This is a genomic window from Vibrio harveyi (genome assembly GCF_030060435.1).
GTDB lineage: Bacteria > Pseudomonadota > Gammaproteobacteria > Enterobacterales > Vibrionaceae > Vibrio > Vibrio harveyi.
In genome coordinates, this window is the sequence record NZ_CP125875.1 from 1,785,730 (window position 1) to 1,806,679 (window position 20,950).

Sequence of the window (20,950 nt, forward strand, 5' to 3'; positions counted from 1 at the left end):
AATTTACTCCAATCCGACGCTTATTAGTGGTGACCTTCAGCATAATCTGAAGAGTGCTTCTGTAGGTACTTCAAGATCAGTGCTTCACTGTCTGTATCTAGGTTAACGAACGCTAGCATACCGTCGAACATACCTGGCCATGTGTTCGCATCGAAGTGCGCTTCAGCAGGTTGTGTGTGACATACAGAACAGTTAGTTTTGTAAGCTTCTTTTGATTTTTCCCATACAGGGTTGATGTCGTTCAGCATAGATTCTTTCTTGATCCATACTTTCGCAGCTACTTTCTCCCAAGGAAGACCTGTTAGCTCATCAACTTTCTTCTCACCAGCAGTCACAACGTTAGCGTCTGTTGATGCTTCTTTTAGTAGTGATGCTACTGCGATGTTCTTACCGAAGTCTTCTTGAATTACACGACCGAAGCCTTTCGCTTTACGCCAGCCATCGATTTCAACTTCAACGTAGTCGCCTTTCTCTTCAAGAACTTTAACAGTCGATGCAGGGTTTAGAAGACCTGCTTCTTTAGCACCTTTATCGTCGAAGTAGATTGGTAGGTGACGAACACTTACAAGTTGTTGACCTACACCGTAGTCAGTGTTTGAAGTCATACCTTCAAGGTCACCAACGATACCACCAATGCTGTCCATACCTGCTGGCAGGTTGTGTGCGATACCTTTGTGACAGTCAACACAGCTTTGGTCTTTCTCAGCTGCTTGTTTCATTTGGATACGAGCCGTTGGAGACATTTGCTCGAAGTCCATAGAATCATAGTTGTGACAGTTTTTACACTCTAGAGATTTGTTTGCAGAGAAACGATCCCATTCGTGTTTAGCAAGTTCGATACGGCGCTCTTCGAAAACACCCGGTTCGTCGTAGTTGCCAAATACTTGTGCAAATACTTCTTTAGATGCTTGCATTTTACGAGCGATCTTATCTGTCCAGTTGTGTGGAACGTGACAGTCAGGACATGTAGCACGAACACCAGAGTGGTTTTTCCAGTGAACCGTATCTTGCAGTTCAACGTATACGTTGTCACGCATAGTGTGACAGCTAATACAGAATTCTTCTGTGTTGGTTGCTTCTAGTGCGGTGTTAAAACCACCCCAGAAAATAACACCAGCGATGAAACCGCCCATAGTCAGCACGCCAAGGCTGATATGAACTGCCGGGCGCGTCATCGTACGCCACAGTTTAATGATTAATGATTTCATTATTTGCTCTCTTAAAATCTTTTCAAAAGTGTGGTTGTGAGCTCACTGGCTTACATGCCGTGTGCGCCTGGAGGACCAAAGAAGAACACTTGTAGTGCCCAAACGATAAATCCGTAGCCACCTACGAAAGCCACACTCAGAATTGGGAAGAGAACAACTGCAATGAAGAGGAAAGACTTCCACTCCAGGGAGCGTTTTTCACCACTCTCAATTTTGTTAACATCACTCATACATTTGCCTATTTTGTATCTAGTGTTATTGAAAAGCCTGCGTTACCAAGCTTAAGTTTTTTACAATCTCTATTGGAAAATGTTAGACCATACTAATAGTAAGGTTCAATCAAATCTGACGCTCCAGCCCTTGTTATCCAACACTTTTTTGAGCTCATCCAGAGATGTGTTTGATTGATATCCTTTGTGAAAGAATATTAATAGATGTGAAAAAATAAGTCTTTTGCAAACATGTTAAGAATACAACATGAGATTAACTTTGTTTACATTTTTATGGATTTTTTCGTGCTACTAAATCGCTATTTTTTCGACTAAAGACAATGCTTTGTGATCTTTATGTTAAGAAAACTTCACGAAGTCCTAGCGATCATTTTGTCGATGAGATTGCGAAAAAACAGAGCTTAGCAATTCATAAACCTATGCCACTTCGTTAGAATCAAAGCATTGATTTTGGGAGAAGGTTTATGAATCAAGTTGTCGATATAAATTGGTTTGAGCTTGCACTTTTTAGTTTGATTCTTATTGTTCCACTCACCATCAATGCTCGCTATAAATTAGGAATTGCGAAAGATACAGCGATGAGTGTTGTGCGAATGACAGTGCAACTCATTTTGGTTGGTGTGTATCTGGAATACCTTTTTAAGCTAAATAGCTTACTCGTAAATTTACTGTGGTTATCCATTATGGTTGTCGTCGGAGCAAGCTCAATTGTGGGCAAAGCTAATCTTCCGAAGAAACCACTCATGCTCCCACTGATTACTGGCTTGTCTTGCAGTCTAGTCCCTCTTCTTGCCGCTATCACTTTAGGTCTCGTAAAACCAGAACCATTCTACAATGCCCAATACATGATTCCGTTAGCAGGCATGCTGTTAGGCAATAGCTTAAGCAGCAATATTGTCGCGTTGCAGAACTTATTCACCGCTTTCGAACAACGCAAGTCAGAGTACGAGGCAGCCATCTCATTGGGAGCCGCTCCTAGGTATGCCTCCTTCCCTTTTCTTCAAGAAGCCCTTCGCAAATCCCTTGCGCCAATTCTTGCTTCTATGGCGACAACAGGCTTGGTGACGCTCCCTGGTATGATGACAGGTCAGATCTTAGGTGGTGCTAGCCCGATGGTCGCCATCAAGTATCAATTGGTTATTATGCTGACGATTTTTGTCATGCTCAGTGTGTCTGTAGCGATCACTTTAGAGATGACACTAAGTTGTGTACAAACCAAAGAAGGACGTATTAAAGTGAAGTTTATCAACAAGGAAAAAACATAAAACCGGTCACTTCGTCATCACATAAGCGTCTCATTTTATGAATTTTTCTCGATCAAAAAAGATACTCACGATCTTTGAGACAGGTTATCCACAGAAAATGTGGATAAACCCCGAAAACCCATAAGCAACCAGAAACATAAGCGCAACTTTGAGACCACTGTACACTGCGAAATTTAATGGTCACTGATTGGTCATTGAACCGTCATCTTACTCTTCTAAAGTGCAATTAAACGACATAGGGAGAGCACCATGGATAGGTTAGCCGTACGAGAAAACTTCGATGAGTTGCAGTCAGATTCGCCCGTTGATTGGCTGACTCAGGAACCGGTAGAAATGACGTCTCATTGGATTCCAAACGAATATGGCATCAACGAAGAATTGGTTTAAACATCGGTTGAGCGAAGTTTAGATAAAAGAAAGGCAAGCCATTTAGCTTGCCTTTTTTAAAAGTTATTTCAGATGCTTGTCTTCATCACGTAGATAAATCATCCAATACCACATGCCAACGAAGACACCACCACCGATGATATTACCGATTGTCACAGGGATTAGGTTGTTCACTAAGAATCCCATCATGTTTAGATCCGCGTAATCTGCAATGTTTGCACCTGTCATTTGCCAAAACGATTCAGGTGCGAAGTATTTAATACCGATCGCCATTGGTACTTGGAACATGTTAGCGATACAGTGCTCAAAGCCAGCAGAAACGAACATAGCTACCGGCAAGATCATTACGGCGATTTTATCAGTCAATGTGCGACCACTGAACGTCATCCAAACTGCGATACATACCAAAACGTTACACATGATGCCCAGCGCGACAGCTTGGAAAAAGCCATGATGCAGTTTGTGCTGCGAAATGGCCATCGCATTCAAGCCCACTTGACCACCGTCGAACATGTACTGTTTGGTGATCAGCATACACACAACAAGCAAAACCGCACCAACCATGTTACCGAAGTACACAACCAGCCAGTTTTTCATTAAGGCTTTCCATGAAATCTTGCCGCTTGCACGTGCCACCAGCGTAAGAACTGAGCTAGTAAAAAGCTCGCCGCCGGTTACAACCACTAAGATCAGACCAAGACTGAATGCCAAACCACCAATAAGACGTGTAATGCCCCATGGAAGATCACCAGCACCTGTGGTTACGGTTGTATAAAAAATAAAAGCGATACCAATGTGAAGACCAGCTGAAATTGCCAACAGGAAAGATTTCATTGGAGCTTTAGTTGCTTTGCCAACACCTACTTCGGCGGCACGTTCAGCAGCCTGAGGTGGTAATAATGAGTCAAACTGATTGAAGTTCATGGAAGTGTAACATTTAGAAACAATTAACGAGGCGCGGATAATCGCTCCATTTCCAGACTTTTTCAAGGGCTATTTTTCATGTTTACCAAATTTGTTGTTGTTGAGAGAGTAATCGATAAAATTCAACTATGAGTTATTGTCCTAACCATTATTAATATTTGGGTCAAATGTTTACCGTAGAATAAAATTTCCGCGTTATATCAGAGCTATAGCGCTACACTTAACATTTCTAAGGGTTTTCTATTGCTCAACCTTAGTTTTCAGACTAGCTTGGATAAAAAAGTACGAAGGAATTACCTATGAAATATTCAGCTGACCATATCGCCGAACTGAACCTACTTCTTCAATTCGATTTAAGCAGCGCAGCAACAGGCATCAAAGTCCACAAAGAAGCTTCTGAAGAAATGCAGGCAGCCGTTGCTCGTCTGTACGAAAAACAACTATGTACACAACCTGATGGCGGTTATCTAACTGACGAAGGTATCGAAGTTGCAGAACACGCAGATAAAATTCTTCGAGTCCTTTCTGCTGAATAACGATATTTAAATAAACCAGTATCGGAATTAAAAAAGCCACCGCAACGGTGGCTTTTTTGATAATTAAATTTATCTAGACTCACTATATTAAGCAATGAGCTTTCTCATTTTTCCAAATGGTTGAATTTTATCATACGCCCAGTTAAAGCCCGTTGCATAAAATAAGAAGAAAATTAAGAAGCCCGCTTCTAACGCTAATGCCTGTAGCAGAGTGATTTCCAAAAACCACGCGATCACCGGAATAGACAAGAAGATTAATCCACCTTCAAACCCCAAAGTGTGACCAATGCGCATCGCTAGACTGCGCTCTTCACGGTTTGGACCAAACCACTTGTCAAAGTACAAGTTATAAATGTAGTTCCAAACTACGGTGTAAAGACTCAGACCAATACCCACCACTGCTAAGTCACTGGATCCCTTCCCTGTTATTAAAGAAGCAGCAGGAATAATGATCGCCAATGCAATCATTTCAAATAGTACAGCGTGAAAGATACGTTCGTTACGAGTCATGATGTTTTACCTAAATAGTTCTACTCAATGACTGGCATTTTATCTATCATTAAGATAATTAAAAGTTAGGTACCATCGGTTAAAACGATATGTTTACTATTGAACAACTACAAGCTTTCGCCACTACATCAGAAGCTGGTTCTTTCTCCGCAGCAGCCCGTAAGCTTGGACGAGCACAATCGGTGATCAGTCAGCACATCATGAACATGGAACTTGATTGCGGCGTGGACCTTTTTGATCGAACTGGTCGTTATCCAAAACTGACGGAGAAAGGTCATGAGTTAATGCCTTACGCACTTGCAACGCTTAGCCAACTTGACCGACTGAATAATAAAGCGTCTCAACTTTTTTCCAGCCCTGCAACCAAGCTTGTCCTTGCTGTTGACGAAGGGATTCCGCTCACCCGCCTCCCGATTGCATTGAAAAATTTAGAAAAAAAGTTCCCAAGTCTACAGGTGGAATGCTTGACCGCATCCAGCCCTGACATTATTGAACTAATTAAATCAGAACGTGCGACAACGGGCATCATCTTAAGTGACTTACAAATGCCTAAGAATGTTGATTTATCTAACCTAGGGCATATTGGTTTTGATGTGTTTGTCTCATCACAACATCCTTTAGCAATACAGCCAATCCGAAACATCGACGAGCTAAAGCAACATCGTCAACTGGTAATCCGTTCAAAGAATGAAGACGTGAGCGGTCTTAATCAGGCGTTTAGCCCAGATATCTGGTACGCTGATGATTACTACATATTATTAGAACTGGCGAACAAGGGATTTGGCTGGTGCTTTCTTCCTGAACATTTGGTGTCTTACGCACCAAATACCTTAGTGAAACTTGGCGAAGAATTCACAAAACTGGCATGGCAAGTCAACATTGATTTGATACAACATCAGAAATGGCATTCCGATCCCCTGCATCAACAAGCCAGATTAGAGTTACAAACCCTGTTTGAGTAGTCATCAGGGCATACCGTAGGAACATACAGATGGCAAATATATTGATCGTGGGCGCAGGCTGGCTAGGAGCGCCACTTGCACAAACTTTAGCTGACCAAGGACACCATGTTACGGTTACCCGTCGTAGCCAATCTAGGCTAGATGAACTTCCAATCACTTCCGTACGAACGGCTCAACTTGACCTTAACGAGCCAAGAGCTCAACAGAAAATTGTCGAACTGATCAAACAAGAACAAATAGAACGCATTGTCGGATCGTTTCCTCCAGGTTTTCGCAAAGGAAACGGACAAGAATATGCACAGCAATGGCAACGTTTAGTTGAAGCCGCAAAAGTAAGTGGTGTGGAAAAGCTTTTGATGGTCAGTTCAACGACGGTCTATCCAAATTTGCCCGTCGATATGAGAGAGGAAGACGCCACAATCGCTTTAGCGCAAGACAATCCGCATTTCTCTGATAATGCACGTATTATGCTGCAAGCCGAGCAATACGTGATGGACTCCGGTATTGACTACGCTATCGTTCGCTGTAGTGGTTTGATTGGTGCCGACCGACACCCGTCTCGCTTTGCGTTGCGATTAAAACAGGTCAGTCGCAAAGCGCCAGCGAATATGGTGCATCAAAACGATGCTGTTGCGGCAACGGCTTTCGCGCTCAATCAAATTGAGAATGAGGTAGTTAATGCGACCACGCCAAATACCGTCAGCAAAGCTGAGTTTTATCAAGCTGCCATTACGCAAAGTGATTTAGACATTGCCCTTCCGCCAGTCACCGAAACCGCCGATAAGCGAATCCTTGCAGACAAACTTATCTCGCTTGGTTACCAGTTCCAATTCACCTCAACGCTGGACGCACTATGAAACTCTATCAACACATTGAAACCTTGTGGGAGTACATGCAACTCAAGCATAAGCTAAAGCCTGCTGACTGCCTATTTGTAATGTGCAGTAATGACTTACGCGTAGCCGAACACGCCGCTAAGCTTTACCATCAAAAATTTGCGCCACTCATTGTATTTTCTGGTGGCGAAGGGCGTTTTACGGATGGTTTATTTGAGAGAAGTGAAGCAGAGACTTTTGCAGATATCGCCAAGCTTGCAGGTGTACCGAGCGAAGCAATATTGCTCGAAACAAAGTCGAGTAACAGTGGTGAGAACGTTCGCTTCACTGAGCTGTTATTGAAAGAAAAAGGGATTAGCTGTGACTCTCTGATTTTGGTTCAAAAGCCATTTATGGAAAGACGCGCCATTGCAACCTTTGAAAAACAGTGGCAATCGCCTTATTCACAGCTTCAAGTCACGTCCACAGCGCACCCTTTCTTTGAATATATCAACGAAGAAATGCCACTAATGATGGTGCTTGAAGCGCTCATGGAAGATTTTTCTCGTGTGAAAAACTACCCAGAGAAAGGCTTTCAAACAAAACAAGAGATTCCTGCCCACGTTGAGTCTTCTTATCAAGCACTTCGAGAAAAGTTTGAGTTTGGCCTCGCGTAATCCTTCACTTACGGACCAACAGCTAGACAGTAAAAAGCCACCGAATTCGGTGGCTTTTTCTTATCTAACTCTTATCTAGACTGGCTTACTTACCAAGTGCTTCTTTATAATGCTGGCGACAAACGGATACGTAACGATCGTTACCACCGATTGCGACTTGATCACCTTCTTTGATTGCAACACCGTGCTCATCAGTACGGATAACCATGTTTGCCTTGCGACCACAGTGACAAATCGTTTTGAGTTCCACCAACTTGTCTGCCCAAGATAGCAGGTACTTGCTGCCTTCAAAAAGTTCGCCTAGAAAATCGGTACGAAGACCATAGCAGAGTACAGGAATATGCAGCTTATCAACCACTTCTGTTAGTTGGTAAACCTGTTCTTTCGACAAAAACTGACACTCATCAATTAGGATACAGTGACGTTTTTCAACTTCATGCAGTGCCGCGATCTCTTGGTAAAGGTTGGTATCTGGACGGAACAAATGCGCGTCTGATTGCAAACCAATACGAGAGCTCACTTTACCCACGCCGTAGCGATCATCTAACGCTGCTGTGAAAATCACAGGCGTCATGCCACGTTCTTGGTAGTTAAATGAAGATTGAAGAAGAGTTGTCGATTTACCCGCGTTCATTGCCGAGTAATAGAAATACATCTGAGCCACAGAGCACTACCTTCGTTAAAGTTTAGAATTTATAAAAGCTTGTAAAGAAAAGGGCTGAATCATCAGCCCTTTTAAAAGATTCAATTACTTACGTCGCCACGTTGTGCCTTCTGGACCATCTTCCAGAACAATGCCCATTTCCGTCAGCTTGTCACGAGCCATATCTGCGTTAGCCCAATCTTTTGCTGCACGAGAATCGTTACGTAGCTTAATTAGTGCTTCGATTTCAGCCACTTCATCGTCGTCGCCTGCATCACCTTTTAAGAATGCTTCTGGATCTTGGTGAAGAATACCGATCACGTCAGCCAGTTCACGCATTAGCGCACCTAGCTCGCTCGCTTTCTCTAGGTTTTCTGTCTTCAGACGGTTTACTTCACGCGCCATGTCAAACAGTACTGAGTAAGCTTCTGGTGTGTTGAAGTCATCGTTCATCGCTGCTGTAAAGCGAGTTACGTATTCTTCACCACCCGCTGGCGCAGCATTTAGATCCAGACCACGTAGAGATGTGTATAGACGCTCAAGAGACGCGCGTGCTTGGTTTAGGTTATCTTCGCTGTAGTTTAGCTGGCTACGGTAGTGACCAGACATTAGGAAGTAACGAACGGTCTCAGCATCGTAGTGACCTAGAACATCACGGATAGTAAAGAAGTTACCTAGAGACTTTGACATCTTCTCACGGTCTACCATTACCATGCCGCTGTGCATCCATGTGTTCACGTACTGAGTGTCGTGTGCACAGCATGATTGCGCGATTTCGTTCTCGTGGTGTGGGAACTGAAGATCAGAACCGCCGCCGTGGATGTCGAAGTGGTTGCCTAGGATTGACGAGTTCATAGCAGAACACTCAATGTGCCAACCTGGACGACCTGGACCCCATGGTGATTCCCATGTTGGCTCTCCCGGTTTAGACATCTTCCAAAGTACGAAGTCTAGCGGGCTACGTTTTGCTGTTTCGATATCGACACGAGCACCAGCTTGAAGCTGGTCAAGATCTTGCTTAGACAATTTTCCGTATTCGTTGAACTTGCCCACTTCGAACATTACGTCGCCGTTGTCTGCAACGTAAGCAAAACCACGCTCGATTAGCTTTTCAACCAATTCGATGATTTCAGCAATGAACTGAGTCGCACGAGGTTCAACGTCAGGACGTTTCATGTTTAGTGCATCAAAGTCAGCGTGCATTTCACCGATCAAACGTTCAGTGAGTGAATCACAAGACTCGCCGTTTTCTGCCGCGCGTTTGATGATTTTGTCGTCGATATCAGTGATGTTGCGTACAAACGTTAGATCGTAACCAAGGTAACGTAGGTAACGAGAAACAACATCAAAAGAAACGAAAGTACGACCGTGACCAATATGACAGAGATCGTAGATGGTAACTCCACAGACATACATGCCAACTTTGCCGGCTGTAATTGGTTTGAATTCCTCTTTCTGTCTTGTGAGTGTGTTATATATCTTTAACATGATCTCTATCTATGATTGTGAATGAATAACAAGAACACCGAGTATAACAACTCAGACCTTATTAGGTAATAGCAATTAACCGATAAAACGATAATCGGCTAAACTTCAAGCACAAAACTATGAATTTGTTCTTCCTGAGTTTTTAAAGCGTAATAACTTAGGCTAGAATCGCAGTTTCAATACAACACAGTAAAGGAAAGTAGCATGATCACCCTTCACACTAATTTTGGTGACATCAAGATTCAACTAAACGAAGAGAAAGCGCCAGAAACAAGCGCAAACTTCCTTCAGTACTGCCGCGACGGTTTCTACGACAACACTCTTTTCCACCGTGTTATTGACGGCTTCATGATCCAAGGTGGTGGTATGGAGTCCGGTCTACGTGAAAAAGCTACACGTGCACCTATCAAGAACGAAGCAAACAACGGCCTTAGCAACAAAGTGGGTACACTTGCTATGGCTCGTACTATGGAGCCGCATTCAGCAAGCTCTCAGTTCTTCATCAACGTAAACAACAACACGTTCCTAGATTTCCGTAGCGAAAGCCTAGATGGTTGGGGTTACTGTGTATTCGGTGAAGTAATCGAAGGCATGGACATCGTAAACAAGATCAAAGGCGTTAGCACTGGTTCTTACGGCATGCACCAAGACGTACCTCTAGAAGATGTAATGATCACTGGTACTACAATCGAAGAGTAATTCTTTAGAATTGCCACCAAGAGATAAGTTTGTGGGGAGGCTTCGCCTCCCCTTATTTCTATGACGACATTATTTATATCTGATCTTCATCTTACCCCATCACGTCCGGACATCACGGAGTGCTTTGTCACGTTCATGCGTACAGAGGCGATCCATGCAGATACTTTGTATGTGCTCGGTGATTTGTTCGAGTTTTGGATTGGTGACGATGATAACACCCCTTTCGCAGACCAGATCCGCGCTGAATTTAAAGCGCTGACGGATTCTGGTGTCCCTGTTTTCTTCATCCAAGGCAACCGAGACTTCCTCCTAGGTAAACGCTTTTGCAAAGAAACCGGTATGACGTTGCTCGACGACGTTTGTACGATTGACCTCTATGGTCAAAAAGCCGTTATCTTACATGGCGATACACTTTGCATTGATGATGTGAAATACCAAGAGTTTCGTAAAACCGTTCATAAACCATGGCTTCAATGGTTGTTTAATCGAATTCCTTGGTTCGTTAAGAAAAGAATTGTCACCAAGGTTCAATCAGACATTCGAGATGATAAAAAAACTAAGTCTCTCGATATCATGGATGTAAACCAAGGCGAAGTTGAACGTGTTATGTCTCAAAACTGCGTCAACTTGATGATTCACGGTCATACACATCGTCCAAATACACATTTTTTTGAACTTAATGGTGCTAAAAACACCCGCATCGTTTTAGGTGATTGGTATACCCAAGGCTCAGTTTTACAAGTAAATTCTGACGGTTTTGACTTACAAACACGACCGTTTGACACAGAATTGAAGTAAAGCTTGTCGAGCGTGTAGAAGATTGACGCGTAAAGCATAGAAATTTTACAAAAAATCGCTATCATCGTAATACTAAGTTAAACAGAACAAAGTACCGCATTGAAGTATTCATACGTAGCTCGTCAACCGATACTAGACAGAGAAAAGCGTACCATTGGGTACGAGCTTCTCTTTCGTGACGGTCCGAAAAACACCTTTCCAGAAGTAGAACCAGAAATGGCGACTAGCCGACTTTTGTCTGATCACTTCTTGACGACTCACTACAGCACACTAGGTGATAAACTTGGCTTTGTTAATTTTCCATACCAAAGCTTAGTCAACCTAGTTCCTACTCTATTTCCTAATGAGTCGTTAGTTGTAGAGGTGCTGGAAGATTGCGAACCGACAGATGAGCTACTTCATGCGATAAAACATCTGCACGCATCTGGTTATCGTGTCGCATTAGATGACTTCGTTCCGACCAAGGCTTGGAAGCGCTTCTTACCATACGTCGCTATCATTAAGTTTGATATCCGTTTGGTGCCTATAGATAAAGCTGCAATCTATATTCGTTCTCTCGGACATTTTGGTATCGACTTCTTAGCAGAAAAAGTCGAAACCTATGAAGAGTTTGAGCAAGCGATGGATGCTGGGTTTAACTACTTCCAAGGATACTTTTTCAGTAAGCCAGAGATGATTCAGAAAAAACGCCTCAACCCAGCGTTTTTGACGGTTATACAACTGTGCAAAGAAATTGCAGATAAACCTATCGATTTCAATGAGGTAGAACGTCTGTTTTCTATTGATGTGACTTTGTCTTATAAGCTGTTGACTTACGTAAACTCAGGTTACACGCTCACAACTAAGATTAAGTCTTTCCGTCAAGCTCTGGTTTACCTTGGTGAAGAGCGCTTAAGACGCTTTATTTCTCTTGTGGCGATTGCCTCTGTGCACGAGGATAAACCTGACTCTCTCTATTCGTTAGCGATTCAACGCGCACGTATGTGTGAGATTTTGTTGAGCCAGATGAAAACCAAGTATGATCCGGGCCAAGCATTCCTGACAGGTATGTTTTCACTGCTGGACTCACTACTCGATCAGCCACTATCCGATGTAATCAGCGACATTCCAGTCGATGAGGAAATCAAACAAGCACTCACCAGTCGAAAAGGTGTATTAGGCTACCTACTTTCAATGATCATTGCTTACGAGAAAGCCGATTGGGAAACGACGGAAAAGTACTGTAACGCGCTCAAACTGAATGAACCACAATTAGCGAAGGCGTTCAGTCAATCCACTGCGTGGGCCCAAGAACTGCTGTCTCAAACGCCCTAAATCGCTATAATGCCCCAAAAGAATACCTCCAGCCTCACTGATATGCTCAAGTAACCTCGCGATGCTACGTTCAGCGAGAATAAGTTGGGTGTAAAAGGTTGTTTGTTTTACCGCTTAATTAATCGAGATTTCATTTTATGGCTTCTTCTTGTCCTTGCGGGTCTAACCGCACCTACTCACAGTGTTGTGAAATCGCCCACAATAACCATGCTGACGTCATCACTCCAGAGCAGTTGATGCGTTCTCGCTATAGTGCACATGTGTTGGGTCTAGTGGATTACGTGGTAAAAACATATCACCCAAGCTGTAACGCAGAAGAACAACGTGAAGGCATTGCCCAGTCCATCGATAGCGATTGGTGCAAGCTTGAGGTAGTCAAAACTGAAGCGAGTAGCAACAAGAATGAAGGTTTTGTTGAGTTCAATGCGTACTTTAATGAAGACGGCAAACGCTACTGCATGACAGAGCGTTCTCGCTTTGTAAAAGAAGACGGACTTTGGTACTACATTGACGGCACATTTCCTGAAGAGCCAGAAGACGAACTAGAGCAAGATCCACGCTTAAGCCAGCCAGTAAGTAGCCTAAAAGTAGGTCGCAATGACCCGTGTATCTGTGGAAGTGGTAAGAAATTTAAGAAGTGTTGTGGGTAAAGCATTCATACCTAGCTTATTAAACTCGATTTAATTGGATTCTTGACATCGCTTAGGCTTGTCGAAATGACGTGAATATATGTACCTGTTTGAAGTAGATAACTCTACTGCAAGCACCATTAGAAAATATACCGTCATTCTGAACAGCGAGGGACGAGCATGATTCAGAATCCAATCGCCACTCGCACTGTCGCCGAGGTTTACCCCGAACCAAGAACACTAAATTAAAAAAGCCCCTAGACTCCCGAGTCATAGGGGCTTTCATTTATCTATAGCAGGCTTATTTATGACGCTCTTTCAGTTTATTCACCACGTCATTCATCGATAGACCTTGGTCCTGAAGCAATACCAGTAAGTGGTATATCAGATCTGCAGATTCACACACTAACTCCGCCTTATCGCCCGACGTCGCCGCAAGCGCGACTTCAACGCCTTCTTCGCCCACTTTTTGCGAAATACGCTTGGTGCCACGGGCATAAAGACTGGCAGTATAAGAGGAATCTGGGTCGGCACTCTTGCGGGCAGCCAATAGCTGCTCAAGTTGATGAAGCCACACCATTTGTGACTCCTCTTGAGGGTCCACATCCCAGCAAGTAGTGTTACCCAAGTGACACGTAGGACCAATGGGATTCACTTTCACCAGTAGCGTATCGTTGTCGCAATCGAGCTGAATGTTCACCAATTGCAATACGTTGCCAGAGGTCTCACCTTTCGTCCAAAGACGTTGCTTGGTACGAGAGAAAAACGTCACTTGACCTGTTTCGCCCGTTTTTGCCAACGCATCTTGGTTCATGTAACCCATCATCAGCACTTGGCTTGATTGGAAATCTTGTACGATGGCAGGTACCAGACCATCCACCTTTTCCCAGTTGATTCGCTCAGCTAGCGAACTTACTTCGGCGGCTTTCACACTCATAGTCGTACCTCAATGCCTTGTTGTTTCAAATACTGCTTTAGTTCACCAATATTGATGACTTGCTTGTGGAATACCGATGCGGCAAGCGCGCCATCCACATTTGCTTTTTGGTAGGCTTCTGCGAAATGCTCCATGGCACCTGCACCGCCCGATGCAATCAATGGCACGTTACACACTTCACGCACCATATTCAGTTGTTCGATGTCGTAGCCGTTACGTACACCGTCTTGGTTCATCATGTTCAGCACGATTTCACCAGCGCCGCGCTTTTGTACTTCTTGCACCCAATCACGCGTTTCCCATTGGGTCGCTTTGGTGCGTTCTTCATCACCAGTAAACTGGTAAACCTGATACTTGCCCGTCTCTTTGTCGTAGTATGAATCGATACCAACGACGATACATTGCACACCAAACTTATCAGCAAGGTCAGTAATCAACTGAGGGTTAGCCAAGGCAGGAGAGTTAATAGATACCTTATCGGCACCAAACTCAAGAATGCGCGCCGCGTCTTCTGCTGATTTAATACCACCAGCCACACAGAACGGGATATCAATCACTTCTGCAACGCGAGCGACCCAACTTTTATCGACGACACGACCATCACTTGAAGCGGTAATATCGTAGAACACAAGCTCGTCTGCGCCTTCTTCAGCATAACGCTGCGCCAGAGGAACGATGTCACCAATAATTTCGTGGTTGCGAAACTGGACGCCCTTCACCACTTGTCCATCACGAACATCAAGACATGGAATTATTCGCTTTGCCAACATGCAAACGCCTCCTCTGCTGTGAACTTACCATCTAACAATGCACGACCAACAATCACGCCAGCAACACCGCTGCCTTTTAGTGCTTCGATATCCGCTAATGAACCGATGCCACCTGAAGATTGGAACTGCACTTGCGGGTACTGTTTACATAAGTCGACGTAAAGCTCAACGTTTGAACCTTCTAGCGTACCGTCACGAGAAATGTCCGTGCAAAGCACATGCTGTAGACCTACCGTCAGATAATCGTTGATCAATGCTTCGATAGTCACGCCTGAATCTTCTTGCCAACCAGAGATCGCTACCTTACGCGTGCCGTCTTGATCGATGTTGATGTCTAGCGCGAGAACAATTTTCTCTGCACCGTATTTTTCCATCCAACCTTTCACAAGCTCTGGCTGTTTTACCGCTGTAGAACCAACGACAACACGCTGAGCACCCGCTTCTAGCAGGTCAACCACGTCTTGCTCTGTACGCACACCGCCACCGATTTGGATGTTTGCTGGTGTGCTTGCTAGTAGCTTTGCAATCAAATCTAACTGGCGTGCTGTCGTGTCTTTCGCGCCAGTTAAATCCACTAAGTGTAGCCAGTTAGCACCCGCTTGGTGGTACAAATTAAACTGCTTTGCTGGGTCGACTTTGTACTCGGTAACTTGACCGTAATCACCTTGATAAAGGCGAACCACCTGTCCTTCAATTAAATCAAGAGCTGGAATAATCACACTAAATCCCTTTTATAATTCTAAGAAGTTTTGAATAAGCTTCGCGCCTGCTTTTGAAGAACGCTCAGGGTGGAACTGCACACCGTAGTAGTTGCCACTTTGTACTGCTGCTGTGAACGGGTTGCCGTATTCACACTCAGCAATCGTGTACTCCCCGACAGGCATTGCAAAGCTGTGTACAAAGTAGAAGTACTCACCTTCTTCAATGCCTTTGAACAGTGGGTTACCTGCTTTTGCAGACACTGTATTCCACCCCATATGCGGCAGCGGTAAATCGCCGGTTTGTAGCAACTTTACTTCGCCATCACAAAGTCCAAGACACTCAACCAACTCATCTGCTTTCTGCCCTTTCTCTTGAGACACTTTGCCCAATAGTTGCATGCCTAAACAGATACCTAGCAAAGGCTTTTCTACCTGTTTTACCAAGCTGATAAGATCGCGCTCTTCTAGGTTCTTCATCGCTTCACTGGCAGTCCCCACTCCCGGTAGAAATAGCTTGTCAGCTGCCAATACAACTTGTGGATCTTTTGAAATAGTTACGTCATAACCTAGGCGTTCAATGGCAAACTTCACCGAAGAAACGTTGGCACAGCCAGTATCGATAATGACAACTTTCTGTTCTGTCACTGTTTTTCTCCTTGCTAACGTGAGCCTTAAAGCACGCCTTTACTACTTGGTAGCTCAGTGCCTTCTACTTTGATTGCTTGACGTAAAGTACGACCAAACGCTTTAAACAAGCTTTCAATGATGTGGTGGTCATTATTGCCCGCAGAAGACAGGTGCAGCGTACACGCTAGGGTGTCAGTCAGAGAACGGAAGAAGTGAACCACCATCTCTGTTGAAAGATCACCCACTTGCTCACGGCTAAACTGCGCGTCGAACTTAAGGTAGGGACGACCTGATAGGTCTAGCGCACATTGTGCTAAACACTCATCCATTGGCAGGCTGAAACCAAAGCGACCAATACCACGCTTGTCACCCAGCGCTTCTTTCAACGCCTGACCCAAGGCAAGAGCGGTATCTTCTACTGTGTGGTGATCATCGATGTGAAGGTCTCCTTCCACTTTGCACACCATTTGGAATCCACCGTGCGTCGCAATTTGATCCAACATGTGGTCGAAGAAACCAAGACCCGTTGAGATGTCATTACCGCCTTGCTCATCAAGATTAACCGCAACTTTGATGTCCGTTTCTTTCGTGGTACGAATCACTTCAGCAACACGAGCTTTCACCGTCAGATCTTTCAGGATCTGTTTCCAACCCATGGTTTCTGGGTTGTATTGAATACCACGAATTGCCATGTTTTCTGCAAGTTGAAGATCGGTTTGACGATCACCAATCACAACAGAGTTTTGAAAATCAACTTTGCCACCTTGTAGATACTCTTTTACCAAGCCCAATTTAGGCTTACGGCAAGAGCAGTTATCTTCATCAAAGTGAGGACAAATCAGCACGTCGTCAAACTTCACACCTTGAGACTCAAAGATCTCCATCATCATGTTGTGTGGAGCATCAAAGTCTGCTTGTGGGTAGCTGTCGGTACCTAGACCATCTTGGTTCGTTACCATCACTAGGCGGTATCCGGCATCCTGCAACGACAACAGGCTTGGGATAACAAATGGCTCTAGTTTAAGCTTATCTAAACGGTCTACTTGAAAATCAACCGGCGGCTCAACAATTAAGGTGCCATCACGGTCGATAAAAAGGATTTTTTGTTGTTTGCTCACTCGAACTTCCTTATTGCTATATCTTTTTGGCGCTCCCGCTATTGAGCGAGAGCGATAAATACTTTTTCTACTTATGAGTAGTAGTTTCTGATAAATCCGAGTGTTTTTTCGCACTCGTCGCGGTTACCCACACTGATACGTACACAGTTCTCGATTGGTGAGTTACGTAAAATAATGCCCGTATCCCAAGCGGCTTTGAAAAGATCATCGCCATCTGGGAACTTCACCAATAGGTAATTCCCCCATCCTTCAAAGACTTCCAATCCCGGAATCATTGACAAACCAACTTGTAAGTAAGCTCGGTTTGCATTCAAGTCGAGAACTTGGAACTTCGCTCGCGCTAGACCTGCTTCAGACAGCGCTTGAGTAGCAATTTCTGCCACTGGAACCGGTACTGGATATGGTGCGATAACTTTAAGAAGTACATTAATCAGCTCTTCGTTCGCAAGCGTAAATCCACAACGCAGACCAGCAAGCGCGAAAGCTTTCGACAGAGTACGCAGAATTGCTAGGTTCGGATATTGCGCCAGCAAATCTACCGTTGACGCTTCTGGACAAAAATCAATGTACGCTTCATCCATTACAACGATTGCTCGGTCTTTTGTCATTTCAAGCAGAGACACAATGTCTTCACGCTTAACCAAGTTACCTGTTGGGTTGTTTGGCGAACATACGAAAACCAGTTTCACGTTATCCAGATTGGCTTCGATGCCTGCAAGGTCTAGTTGCCAATCTGACGTCAGTGGTACGGTTTTGCGCTCAACACCGATGGTTTCGGCACTGATAGCGTACATACCGTAAGTCGGTGGACAGTAAAGAATCGCATCTTCACCCGGCTCACAGAAAGCACGAATCAGTAGCTCAATGCCTTCATCTGCACCGCGAGAAGTCAGCGTTTGTTCTGGTTTCACACCCGCATACGCCGCGTAAGCGGAAATCAGTTCTTTCGGTTGGCATTCGCTGTAACGATTAAGACGAGCAAAGTCTGTTTTGTATTCATTGTTAAATGGTGATTCGTTGGCATTTAGCCATACGTCACCAGTACCGCCAATTCGGCGAGCCGATAAATAAGGGGTAAGTTTTTGGACTTGTTTACGCGCTAGCTTTTCCATCTCAATATCCTCTTACTTCGCTGCCAATTTTTCTACACGGATAGTCACCGCACGTTTGTGTGCATCTAAGCCTTCTGCTTCAGCCATAGTGACTACTGTAGGGGCAAGGTTCTTTAGACCGTCAGCAGATAGCTCTTGAATCGTCATACGCTTAGAGAAGTCCGCCAAGCCTAAGCTTGAATAAGTACGTGTGTAACCGTAAGTAGGAAGAACGTGGTTAGTACCCGATGCGTAGTCACCTGCTGATTCAGGCGACCAATCACCAAGGAAAATAGAACCTGCGTTGTCTAATAGAGGCAGAAGCTCGCGTGGGTTCTTCGTCTGAACAATTAAGTGCTCAGGACCGTAGTAATTTGAGATTGAAACCGATTGAGTCAGAGACTCAGCAATAATAATCAAACTTGAAGCTAATGCTTGCTCGGCAATGTCCGCACGAGACAACTCTTTAAGCTGACGTTGAACAGCATCCGTCACTTGATCTGCAAGCACAGGAGAAGGAGTCACAAGAACCACTTGAGAGTCAGGACCGTGCTCTGCTTGGCTTAACAAATCCGCTGCAATGAAATCTGGGTCTGCCGTTTCATCAGCAATCACTAGCACTTCTGATGGGCCCGCTGGCATATCAATCGCTGCACCACGGAAATCATTACTTACCTGACGTTTTGCTTCTGTCACGTAAGCGTTACCTGGACCAAAGATCTTATCAACTTTAGATACGGTTTCTGTTCCGTAAGCCATTGCTGCGACGGCTTGACCACCGCCGACATTGTACACTTCATCAATGCCACACAGTTTTGCTACATAAAGGATCTCGTCAGCAATTGGGGGTGGAGAACAAAGCACCACTTTACGACAGCCTGCAATTTTTGCAGGAACCCCAAGCATCAAAACAGTCGATGGCAATGGCGCACTGCCACCGGGAATGTACAAACCCACTTTTTGAATTGGGCGCGTTACCTGTTCACAAACTACACCCGGTTGAGTTTCTACTTTGATTGGCTGCGGCTTCTGCGCTTTGTGAAACTTAGCAATGTTTTCATACGCTTGCTCCAGTGCATTCTTCATTTTTTCAGAAAGACGCGCAGATGCCTCATCGATTTCTTGAGTTGATACACGGATAGATTCCGGCTGCACTCGGTCAAACTTCTCAGTTAGCTCCAATAATGCAGCATCGCCTTCTTTGCGAACTTTTGCGATTACTTCAGAAACCGCGGCAGTGATATTCGCACCTTCTGTAATTGCAGGACGTTCTAGGATTGAGTCTTGCTGCGTTTCACTTAGCGATTGCCATACGACTGTTCTCATTGCGATTACTCCATCATTTTTTCAATTGGTAGTACTAGAATTGAGCTCGCACCCAGTTCTTTTAGCTGTTCCATGGTTTCCCAGAACAGGTTTTCAGTACTTACCAAATGAACCGCAACTTTTTGCTTGTCAGCAGATAGAGGCAATACCGTTGGGTCTTCAGCACCAGGAAGTAGAGCTTTGATTTGGTCTAGCTTCTCTGCAGGTGCGTGTAACATGATGTACTTAGACTCCTTCGCTTGCTGTACGCCTTGCATGCGGGTAAGAAGTTTTTCGATTAGCGCCACTTTGTCTGCATCGAATTCGCCAGTACGTTGAATCAGTGTCGCTTTTGATTTGAAGATAATTTCAGCTTCTTTAAGACCGTTCGCTTCCAGTGTTGCGCCTGTAGAGACCAAGTCAGCGATGGCATCAGCAAGACCAGCGCGAGGAGCAACTTCTACTGAGCCTGTCAACATACATGTTGAGAATGGAACACCCGCTTCATCCATATAAGCTTTTAACAGCTGCGGGTAAGTTGTGGCGATACGTTTTCCAGCTAAGTCTTGAGGACCGTTGTACTCTTCGTCTTTATCAATCGCGATAGATAAACGGCAACCACCGAAATCAAGTCGACGAAGTTGAACAAATTCAGACGGTTCACCCAGTGCTTTGCGATCAAGACGAACTTCTTCTAATTCGTTTTCACCAATAAAGCCCAAGTCAACCACGCCATCCATAATTAGACCTGGAATATCGTCGTCACGAACCAAAAGCAAATCAATTGGCATATTTTCAGAATGAACAACTAAACGCTCACCCATTACATTGAACTTCACGCCACATTTTTTAAGTAGAGCTTGGCTCTCTTTGCTTAGACGACCTTTTTTCTGAATTGCAATTCTTAAGCGTTGTGTTTGCATTGCTTTATCCCTGTGCCAGATTCGGTAATTAAAATATTTTATAAACCAGTAAAACTAAAAAACCCTCGAGAGATGTTGGTCTCCCGAGGGTTTGAAATCTGTTTTCACTTTGATTTTCACCTCCGGGAGTTTCCTATCTCCCGGGTATGCGTGCATCTCCCGAAAGACTAGGCTGGGTGATGATGGTGATGAATGTTCATTACAAAATTACGCATACTTATTTAAGGCTCGATTATGTTGATTCGTTAATGACCACACTAACGAAGGATTAATTTTTTTTCAACAACGAATTTGCACTTTTCCTAATGTTTTTACTAACCAATTGATATTATTATTCTTTATTTTCATTTCAATCATCAAAGAAACACAAATTCAGCTCATTTATGCCACCAA

Annotated in this window: 24 protein-coding genes and 1 other annotated feature; of the genes, 10 read left to right on the forward strand and 14 right to left on the reverse strand. The window is 44.2% G+C overall.

What is annotated here, in order from left to right; genetic code table 11:
* Positions 1 to 23 precede the first annotated feature (23 nt).
* Complete coding sequence (gene torC / locus QMY49_RS08570; RefSeq protein ID WP_005450726.1) at positions 24 to 1,208, reverse strand: pentaheme c-type cytochrome TorC; 1,185 nt, start codon at positions 1,206 to 1,208, stop codon at positions 24 to 26.
* Positions 1,209 to 1,258: 50 nt separating this feature from the next.
* On the reverse strand, positions 1,259 to 1,438 hold the full coding sequence (gene torE, locus QMY49_RS08575) for a trimethylamine N-oxide reductase system protein TorE (protein ID WP_005450728.1): 180 nt from the start codon (positions 1,436 to 1,438) through the stop codon (positions 1,259 to 1,261).
* A 464-nt stretch (positions 1,439 to 1,902) separates the two neighbouring features.
* Between torE and QMY49_RS08580 the strand changes: the two genes are divergently transcribed.
* Positions 1,903 to 2,703, forward strand: coding sequence for an ABC transporter permease (locus QMY49_RS08580; RefSeq protein ID WP_283311021.1), 801 nt, complete (start codon positions 1,903 to 1,905; stop codon positions 2,701 to 2,703).
* 249 nt (positions 2,704 to 2,952) lie between these two features.
* Positions 2,953 to 3,090 (forward strand): hypothetical protein, encoded by a 138-nt coding sequence (locus QMY49_RS08585; RefSeq protein ID WP_005450732.1) that lies wholly within the window; start codon positions 2,953 to 2,955, stop codon positions 3,088 to 3,090.
* A gap of 63 nt (positions 3,091 to 3,153) precedes the next feature.
* Here QMY49_RS08585 and focA read toward each other — a convergent pair whose 3' ends face one another.
* Complete coding sequence (gene focA / locus QMY49_RS08590) at positions 3,154 to 4,014, reverse strand: formate transporter FocA (protein WP_005450735.1); 861 nt, start codon at positions 4,012 to 4,014, stop codon at positions 3,154 to 3,156.
* 299 nt (positions 4,015 to 4,313) lie between these two features.
* On the opposite strand from focA, the gene QMY49_RS08595 reads away from it, so the two are divergent.
* Positions 4,314 to 4,550, forward strand: a complete 237-nt coding sequence (locus tag QMY49_RS08595; protein ID WP_005430269.1) for a TIGR02647 family protein — start codon at positions 4,314 to 4,316, stop codon at positions 4,548 to 4,550.
* A gap of 87 nt (positions 4,551 to 4,637) precedes the next feature.
* Here the strand turns inward: QMY49_RS08595 and QMY49_RS08600 are convergent, their stop codons facing one another.
* On the reverse strand, positions 4,638 to 5,060 hold the full coding sequence (locus QMY49_RS08600; RefSeq protein WP_005450737.1) for a PACE efflux transporter: 423 nt from the start codon (positions 5,058 to 5,060) through the stop codon (positions 4,638 to 4,640).
* 89 nt (positions 5,061 to 5,149) lie between these two features.
* On the opposite strand from QMY49_RS08600, the gene QMY49_RS08605 reads away from it, so the two are divergent.
* Genes QMY49_RS08605 through QMY49_RS08615 form a run of 3 tightly spaced genes read left to right on the forward strand, consistent with a single transcriptional unit; the run spans position 5,150 to position 7,514 of the window.
* Positions 5,150 to 6,022: a LysR family transcriptional regulator gene (locus QMY49_RS08605; RefSeq protein WP_005450739.1), complete on the forward strand. Its 873-nt coding sequence runs from the start codon at positions 5,150 to 5,152 to the stop codon at positions 6,020 to 6,022.
* 29 nt (positions 6,023 to 6,051) lie between these two features.
* Positions 6,052 to 6,879, forward strand: coding sequence for an NAD(P)H-binding protein (locus QMY49_RS08610; protein WP_283311027.1), 828 nt, complete (start codon positions 6,052 to 6,054; stop codon positions 6,877 to 6,879).
* Entirely contained in the window at positions 6,876 to 7,514 is a 639-nt protein-coding gene (locus tag QMY49_RS08615) for a YdcF family protein (RefSeq protein ID WP_017819518.1), read from the forward strand. Before QMY49_RS08610 ends, QMY49_RS08615 begins: the two co-directional genes overlap by 4 nt.
* A gap of 85 nt (positions 7,515 to 7,599) precedes the next feature.
* Here QMY49_RS08615 and QMY49_RS08620 read toward each other — a convergent pair whose 3' ends face one another.
* Positions 7,600 to 8,178: a thymidine kinase gene (locus tag QMY49_RS08620; RefSeq protein ID WP_005450744.1), complete on the reverse strand. Its 579-nt coding sequence runs from the start codon at positions 8,176 to 8,178 to the stop codon at positions 7,600 to 7,602.
* 84 nt (positions 8,179 to 8,262) lie between these two features.
* Positions 8,263 to 9,645 carry a cysteine--tRNA ligase gene (gene cysS, locus QMY49_RS08625; RefSeq protein WP_005437232.1) on the reverse strand — a complete coding sequence of 461 codons (1,383 nt, stop codon included), beginning with the start codon at positions 9,643 to 9,645 and terminating at the stop codon, positions 8,263 to 8,265.
* Between the two features lie 204 nt (positions 9,646 to 9,849).
* Between cysS and QMY49_RS08630 the strand changes: the two genes are divergently transcribed.
* The 4 genes from QMY49_RS08630 to QMY49_RS08645 all read left to right on the forward strand — a co-directional run bounded on the left by QMY49_RS08630 (position 9,850) and on the right by QMY49_RS08645 (position 13,106).
* A complete protein-coding gene (locus tag QMY49_RS08630; protein ID WP_005437228.1) occupies positions 9,850 to 10,344 on the forward strand; it encodes a peptidylprolyl isomerase in 495 nt (164 codons plus the stop codon).
* A gap of 60 nt (positions 10,345 to 10,404) precedes the next feature.
* Complete coding sequence (gene lpxH, locus QMY49_RS08635; protein ID WP_026000110.1) at positions 10,405 to 11,142, forward strand: UDP-2,3-diacylglucosamine diphosphatase; 738 nt, start codon at positions 10,405 to 10,407, stop codon at positions 11,140 to 11,142.
* A gap of 99 nt (positions 11,143 to 11,241) precedes the next feature.
* Complete coding sequence (locus QMY49_RS08640; RefSeq protein WP_009698175.1) at positions 11,242 to 12,456, forward strand: EAL and HDOD domain-containing protein; 1,215 nt, start codon at positions 11,242 to 11,244, stop codon at positions 12,454 to 12,456.
* A 137-nt stretch (positions 12,457 to 12,593) separates the two neighbouring features.
* The gene (locus QMY49_RS08645) at positions 12,594 to 13,106 is read left to right on the forward strand and encodes a YchJ family protein (protein ID WP_283311030.1); all 513 of its coding nucleotides are present in this window, start codon (positions 12,594 to 12,596) and stop codon (positions 13,104 to 13,106) included.
* A gap of 280 nt (positions 13,107 to 13,386) precedes the next feature.
* Here QMY49_RS08645 and hisIE read toward each other — a convergent pair whose 3' ends face one another.
* The 8 genes from hisIE to hisG form a co-directional block, all read right to left on the reverse strand.
* Positions 13,387 to 14,022, reverse strand: coding sequence for a bifunctional phosphoribosyl-AMP cyclohydrolase/phosphoribosyl-ATP diphosphatase HisIE (gene hisIE / locus QMY49_RS08650; RefSeq protein WP_005450749.1), 636 nt, complete (start codon positions 14,020 to 14,022; stop codon positions 13,387 to 13,389).
* Complete coding sequence (hisF, locus tag QMY49_RS08655) at positions 14,019 to 14,792, reverse strand: imidazole glycerol phosphate synthase subunit HisF (protein ID WP_004749837.1); 774 nt, start codon at positions 14,790 to 14,792, stop codon at positions 14,019 to 14,021. Before hisF ends, hisIE begins: the two co-directional genes overlap by 4 nt.
* Positions 14,774 to 15,511 (reverse strand): 1-(5-phosphoribosyl)-5-[(5-phosphoribosylamino)methylideneamino]imidazole-4-carboxamide isomerase, encoded by a 738-nt coding sequence (gene hisA, locus QMY49_RS08660; protein ID WP_005450756.1) that lies wholly within the window; start codon positions 15,509 to 15,511, stop codon positions 14,774 to 14,776. The genes hisF and hisA overlap by 19 nt, the downstream gene beginning before the upstream one ends.
* 12 nt (positions 15,512 to 15,523) lie before the next feature.
* Complete coding sequence (gene hisH / locus QMY49_RS08665) at positions 15,524 to 16,138, reverse strand: imidazole glycerol phosphate synthase subunit HisH (RefSeq protein WP_017819522.1); 615 nt, start codon at positions 16,136 to 16,138, stop codon at positions 15,524 to 15,526.
* A 26-nt stretch (positions 16,139 to 16,164) separates the two neighbouring features.
* Complete coding sequence (gene hisB, locus QMY49_RS08670) at positions 16,165 to 17,238, reverse strand: bifunctional histidinol-phosphatase/imidazoleglycerol-phosphate dehydratase HisB (RefSeq protein WP_005427528.1); 1,074 nt, start codon at positions 17,236 to 17,238, stop codon at positions 16,165 to 16,167.
* Positions 17,239 to 17,309: 71 nt separating this feature from the next.
* Positions 17,310 to 18,350, reverse strand: coding sequence for a histidinol-phosphate transaminase (hisC, locus tag QMY49_RS08675; protein WP_017188198.1), 1,041 nt, complete (start codon positions 18,348 to 18,350; stop codon positions 17,310 to 17,312).
* A gap of 12 nt (positions 18,351 to 18,362) precedes the next feature.
* Positions 18,363 to 19,655, reverse strand: a complete 1,293-nt coding sequence (gene hisD / locus QMY49_RS08680) for a histidinol dehydrogenase (protein WP_009699819.1) — start codon at positions 19,653 to 19,655, stop codon at positions 18,363 to 18,365.
* Positions 19,656 to 19,660: 5 nt separating this feature from the next.
* Positions 19,661 to 20,557, reverse strand: a complete 897-nt coding sequence (gene hisG / locus QMY49_RS08685; protein ID WP_005450765.1) for an ATP phosphoribosyltransferase — start codon at positions 20,555 to 20,557, stop codon at positions 19,661 to 19,663.
* Positions 20,558 to 20,610: 53 nt separating this feature from the next.
* Positions 20,611 to 20,749 (reverse strand) — a sequence feature (His leader region).
* Positions 20,750 to 20,950: the final 201 nt, after the last annotated feature.

Coding starts and splice junctions, on each gene's coding strand:
- torE (WP_005450728.1), bottom strand. CDS start 1,438: ATGAGTGATGTTAACAAAATTGAGAGTGGTGAAAAACGCTCCCTGGAG.
- torC (WP_005450726.1), bottom strand. CDS start 1,208: ATGAAATCATTAATCATTAAACTGTGGCGTACGATGACGCGCCCGGCA.
- QMY49_RS08600 (WP_005450737.1), bottom strand. CDS start 5,060: ATGACTCGTAACGAACGTATCTTTCACGCTGTACTATTTGAAATGATT.
- QMY49_RS08605 (WP_005450739.1), top strand. CDS start 5,150: ATGTTTACTATTGAACAACTACAAGCTTTCGCCACTACATCAGAAGCT.
- QMY49_RS08595 (WP_005430269.1), top strand. CDS start 4,314: ATGAAATATTCAGCTGACCATATCGCCGAACTGAACCTACTTCTTCAA.
- hisIE (WP_005450749.1), bottom strand. CDS start 14,022: ATGAGTGTGAAAGCCGCCGAAGTAAGTTCGCTAGCTGAGCGAATCAAC.
- hisC (WP_017188198.1), bottom strand. CDS start 18,350: ATGGAAAAGCTAGCGCGTAAACAAGTCCAAAAACTTACCCCTTATTTA.
- QMY49_RS08585 (WP_005450732.1), top strand. CDS start 2,953: ATGGATAGGTTAGCCGTACGAGAAAACTTCGATGAGTTGCAGTCAGAT.
- hisF (WP_004749837.1), bottom strand. CDS start 14,792: ATGTTGGCAAAGCGAATAATTCCATGTCTTGATGTTCGTGATGGACAA.
- QMY49_RS08610 (WP_283311027.1), top strand. CDS start 6,052: ATGGCAAATATATTGATCGTGGGCGCAGGCTGGCTAGGAGCGCCACTT.
- cysS (WP_005437232.1), bottom strand. CDS start 9,645: ATGTTAAAGATATATAACACACTCACAAGACAGAAAGAGGAATTCAAA.
- QMY49_RS08615 (WP_017819518.1), top strand. CDS start 6,876: ATGAAACTCTATCAACACATTGAAACCTTGTGGGAGTACATGCAACTC.
- focA (WP_005450735.1), bottom strand. CDS start 4,014: ATGAACTTCAATCAGTTTGACTCATTATTACCACCTCAGGCTGCTGAA.
- hisD (WP_009699819.1), bottom strand. CDS start 19,655: ATGAGAACAGTCGTATGGCAATCGCTAAGTGAAACGCAGCAAGACTCA.
- QMY49_RS08580 (WP_283311021.1), top strand. CDS start 1,903: ATGAATCAAGTTGTCGATATAAATTGGTTTGAGCTTGCACTTTTTAGT.
- lpxH (WP_026000110.1), top strand. CDS start 10,405: ATGACGACATTATTTATATCTGATCTTCATCTTACCCCATCACGTCCG.
- QMY49_RS08645 (WP_283311030.1), top strand. CDS start 12,594: ATGGCTTCTTCTTGTCCTTGCGGGTCTAACCGCACCTACTCACAGTGT.
- QMY49_RS08630 (WP_005437228.1), top strand. CDS start 9,850: ATGATCACCCTTCACACTAATTTTGGTGACATCAAGATTCAACTAAAC.
- hisG (WP_005450765.1), bottom strand. CDS start 20,557: ATGCAAACACAACGCTTAAGAATTGCAATTCAGAAAAAAGGTCGTCTA.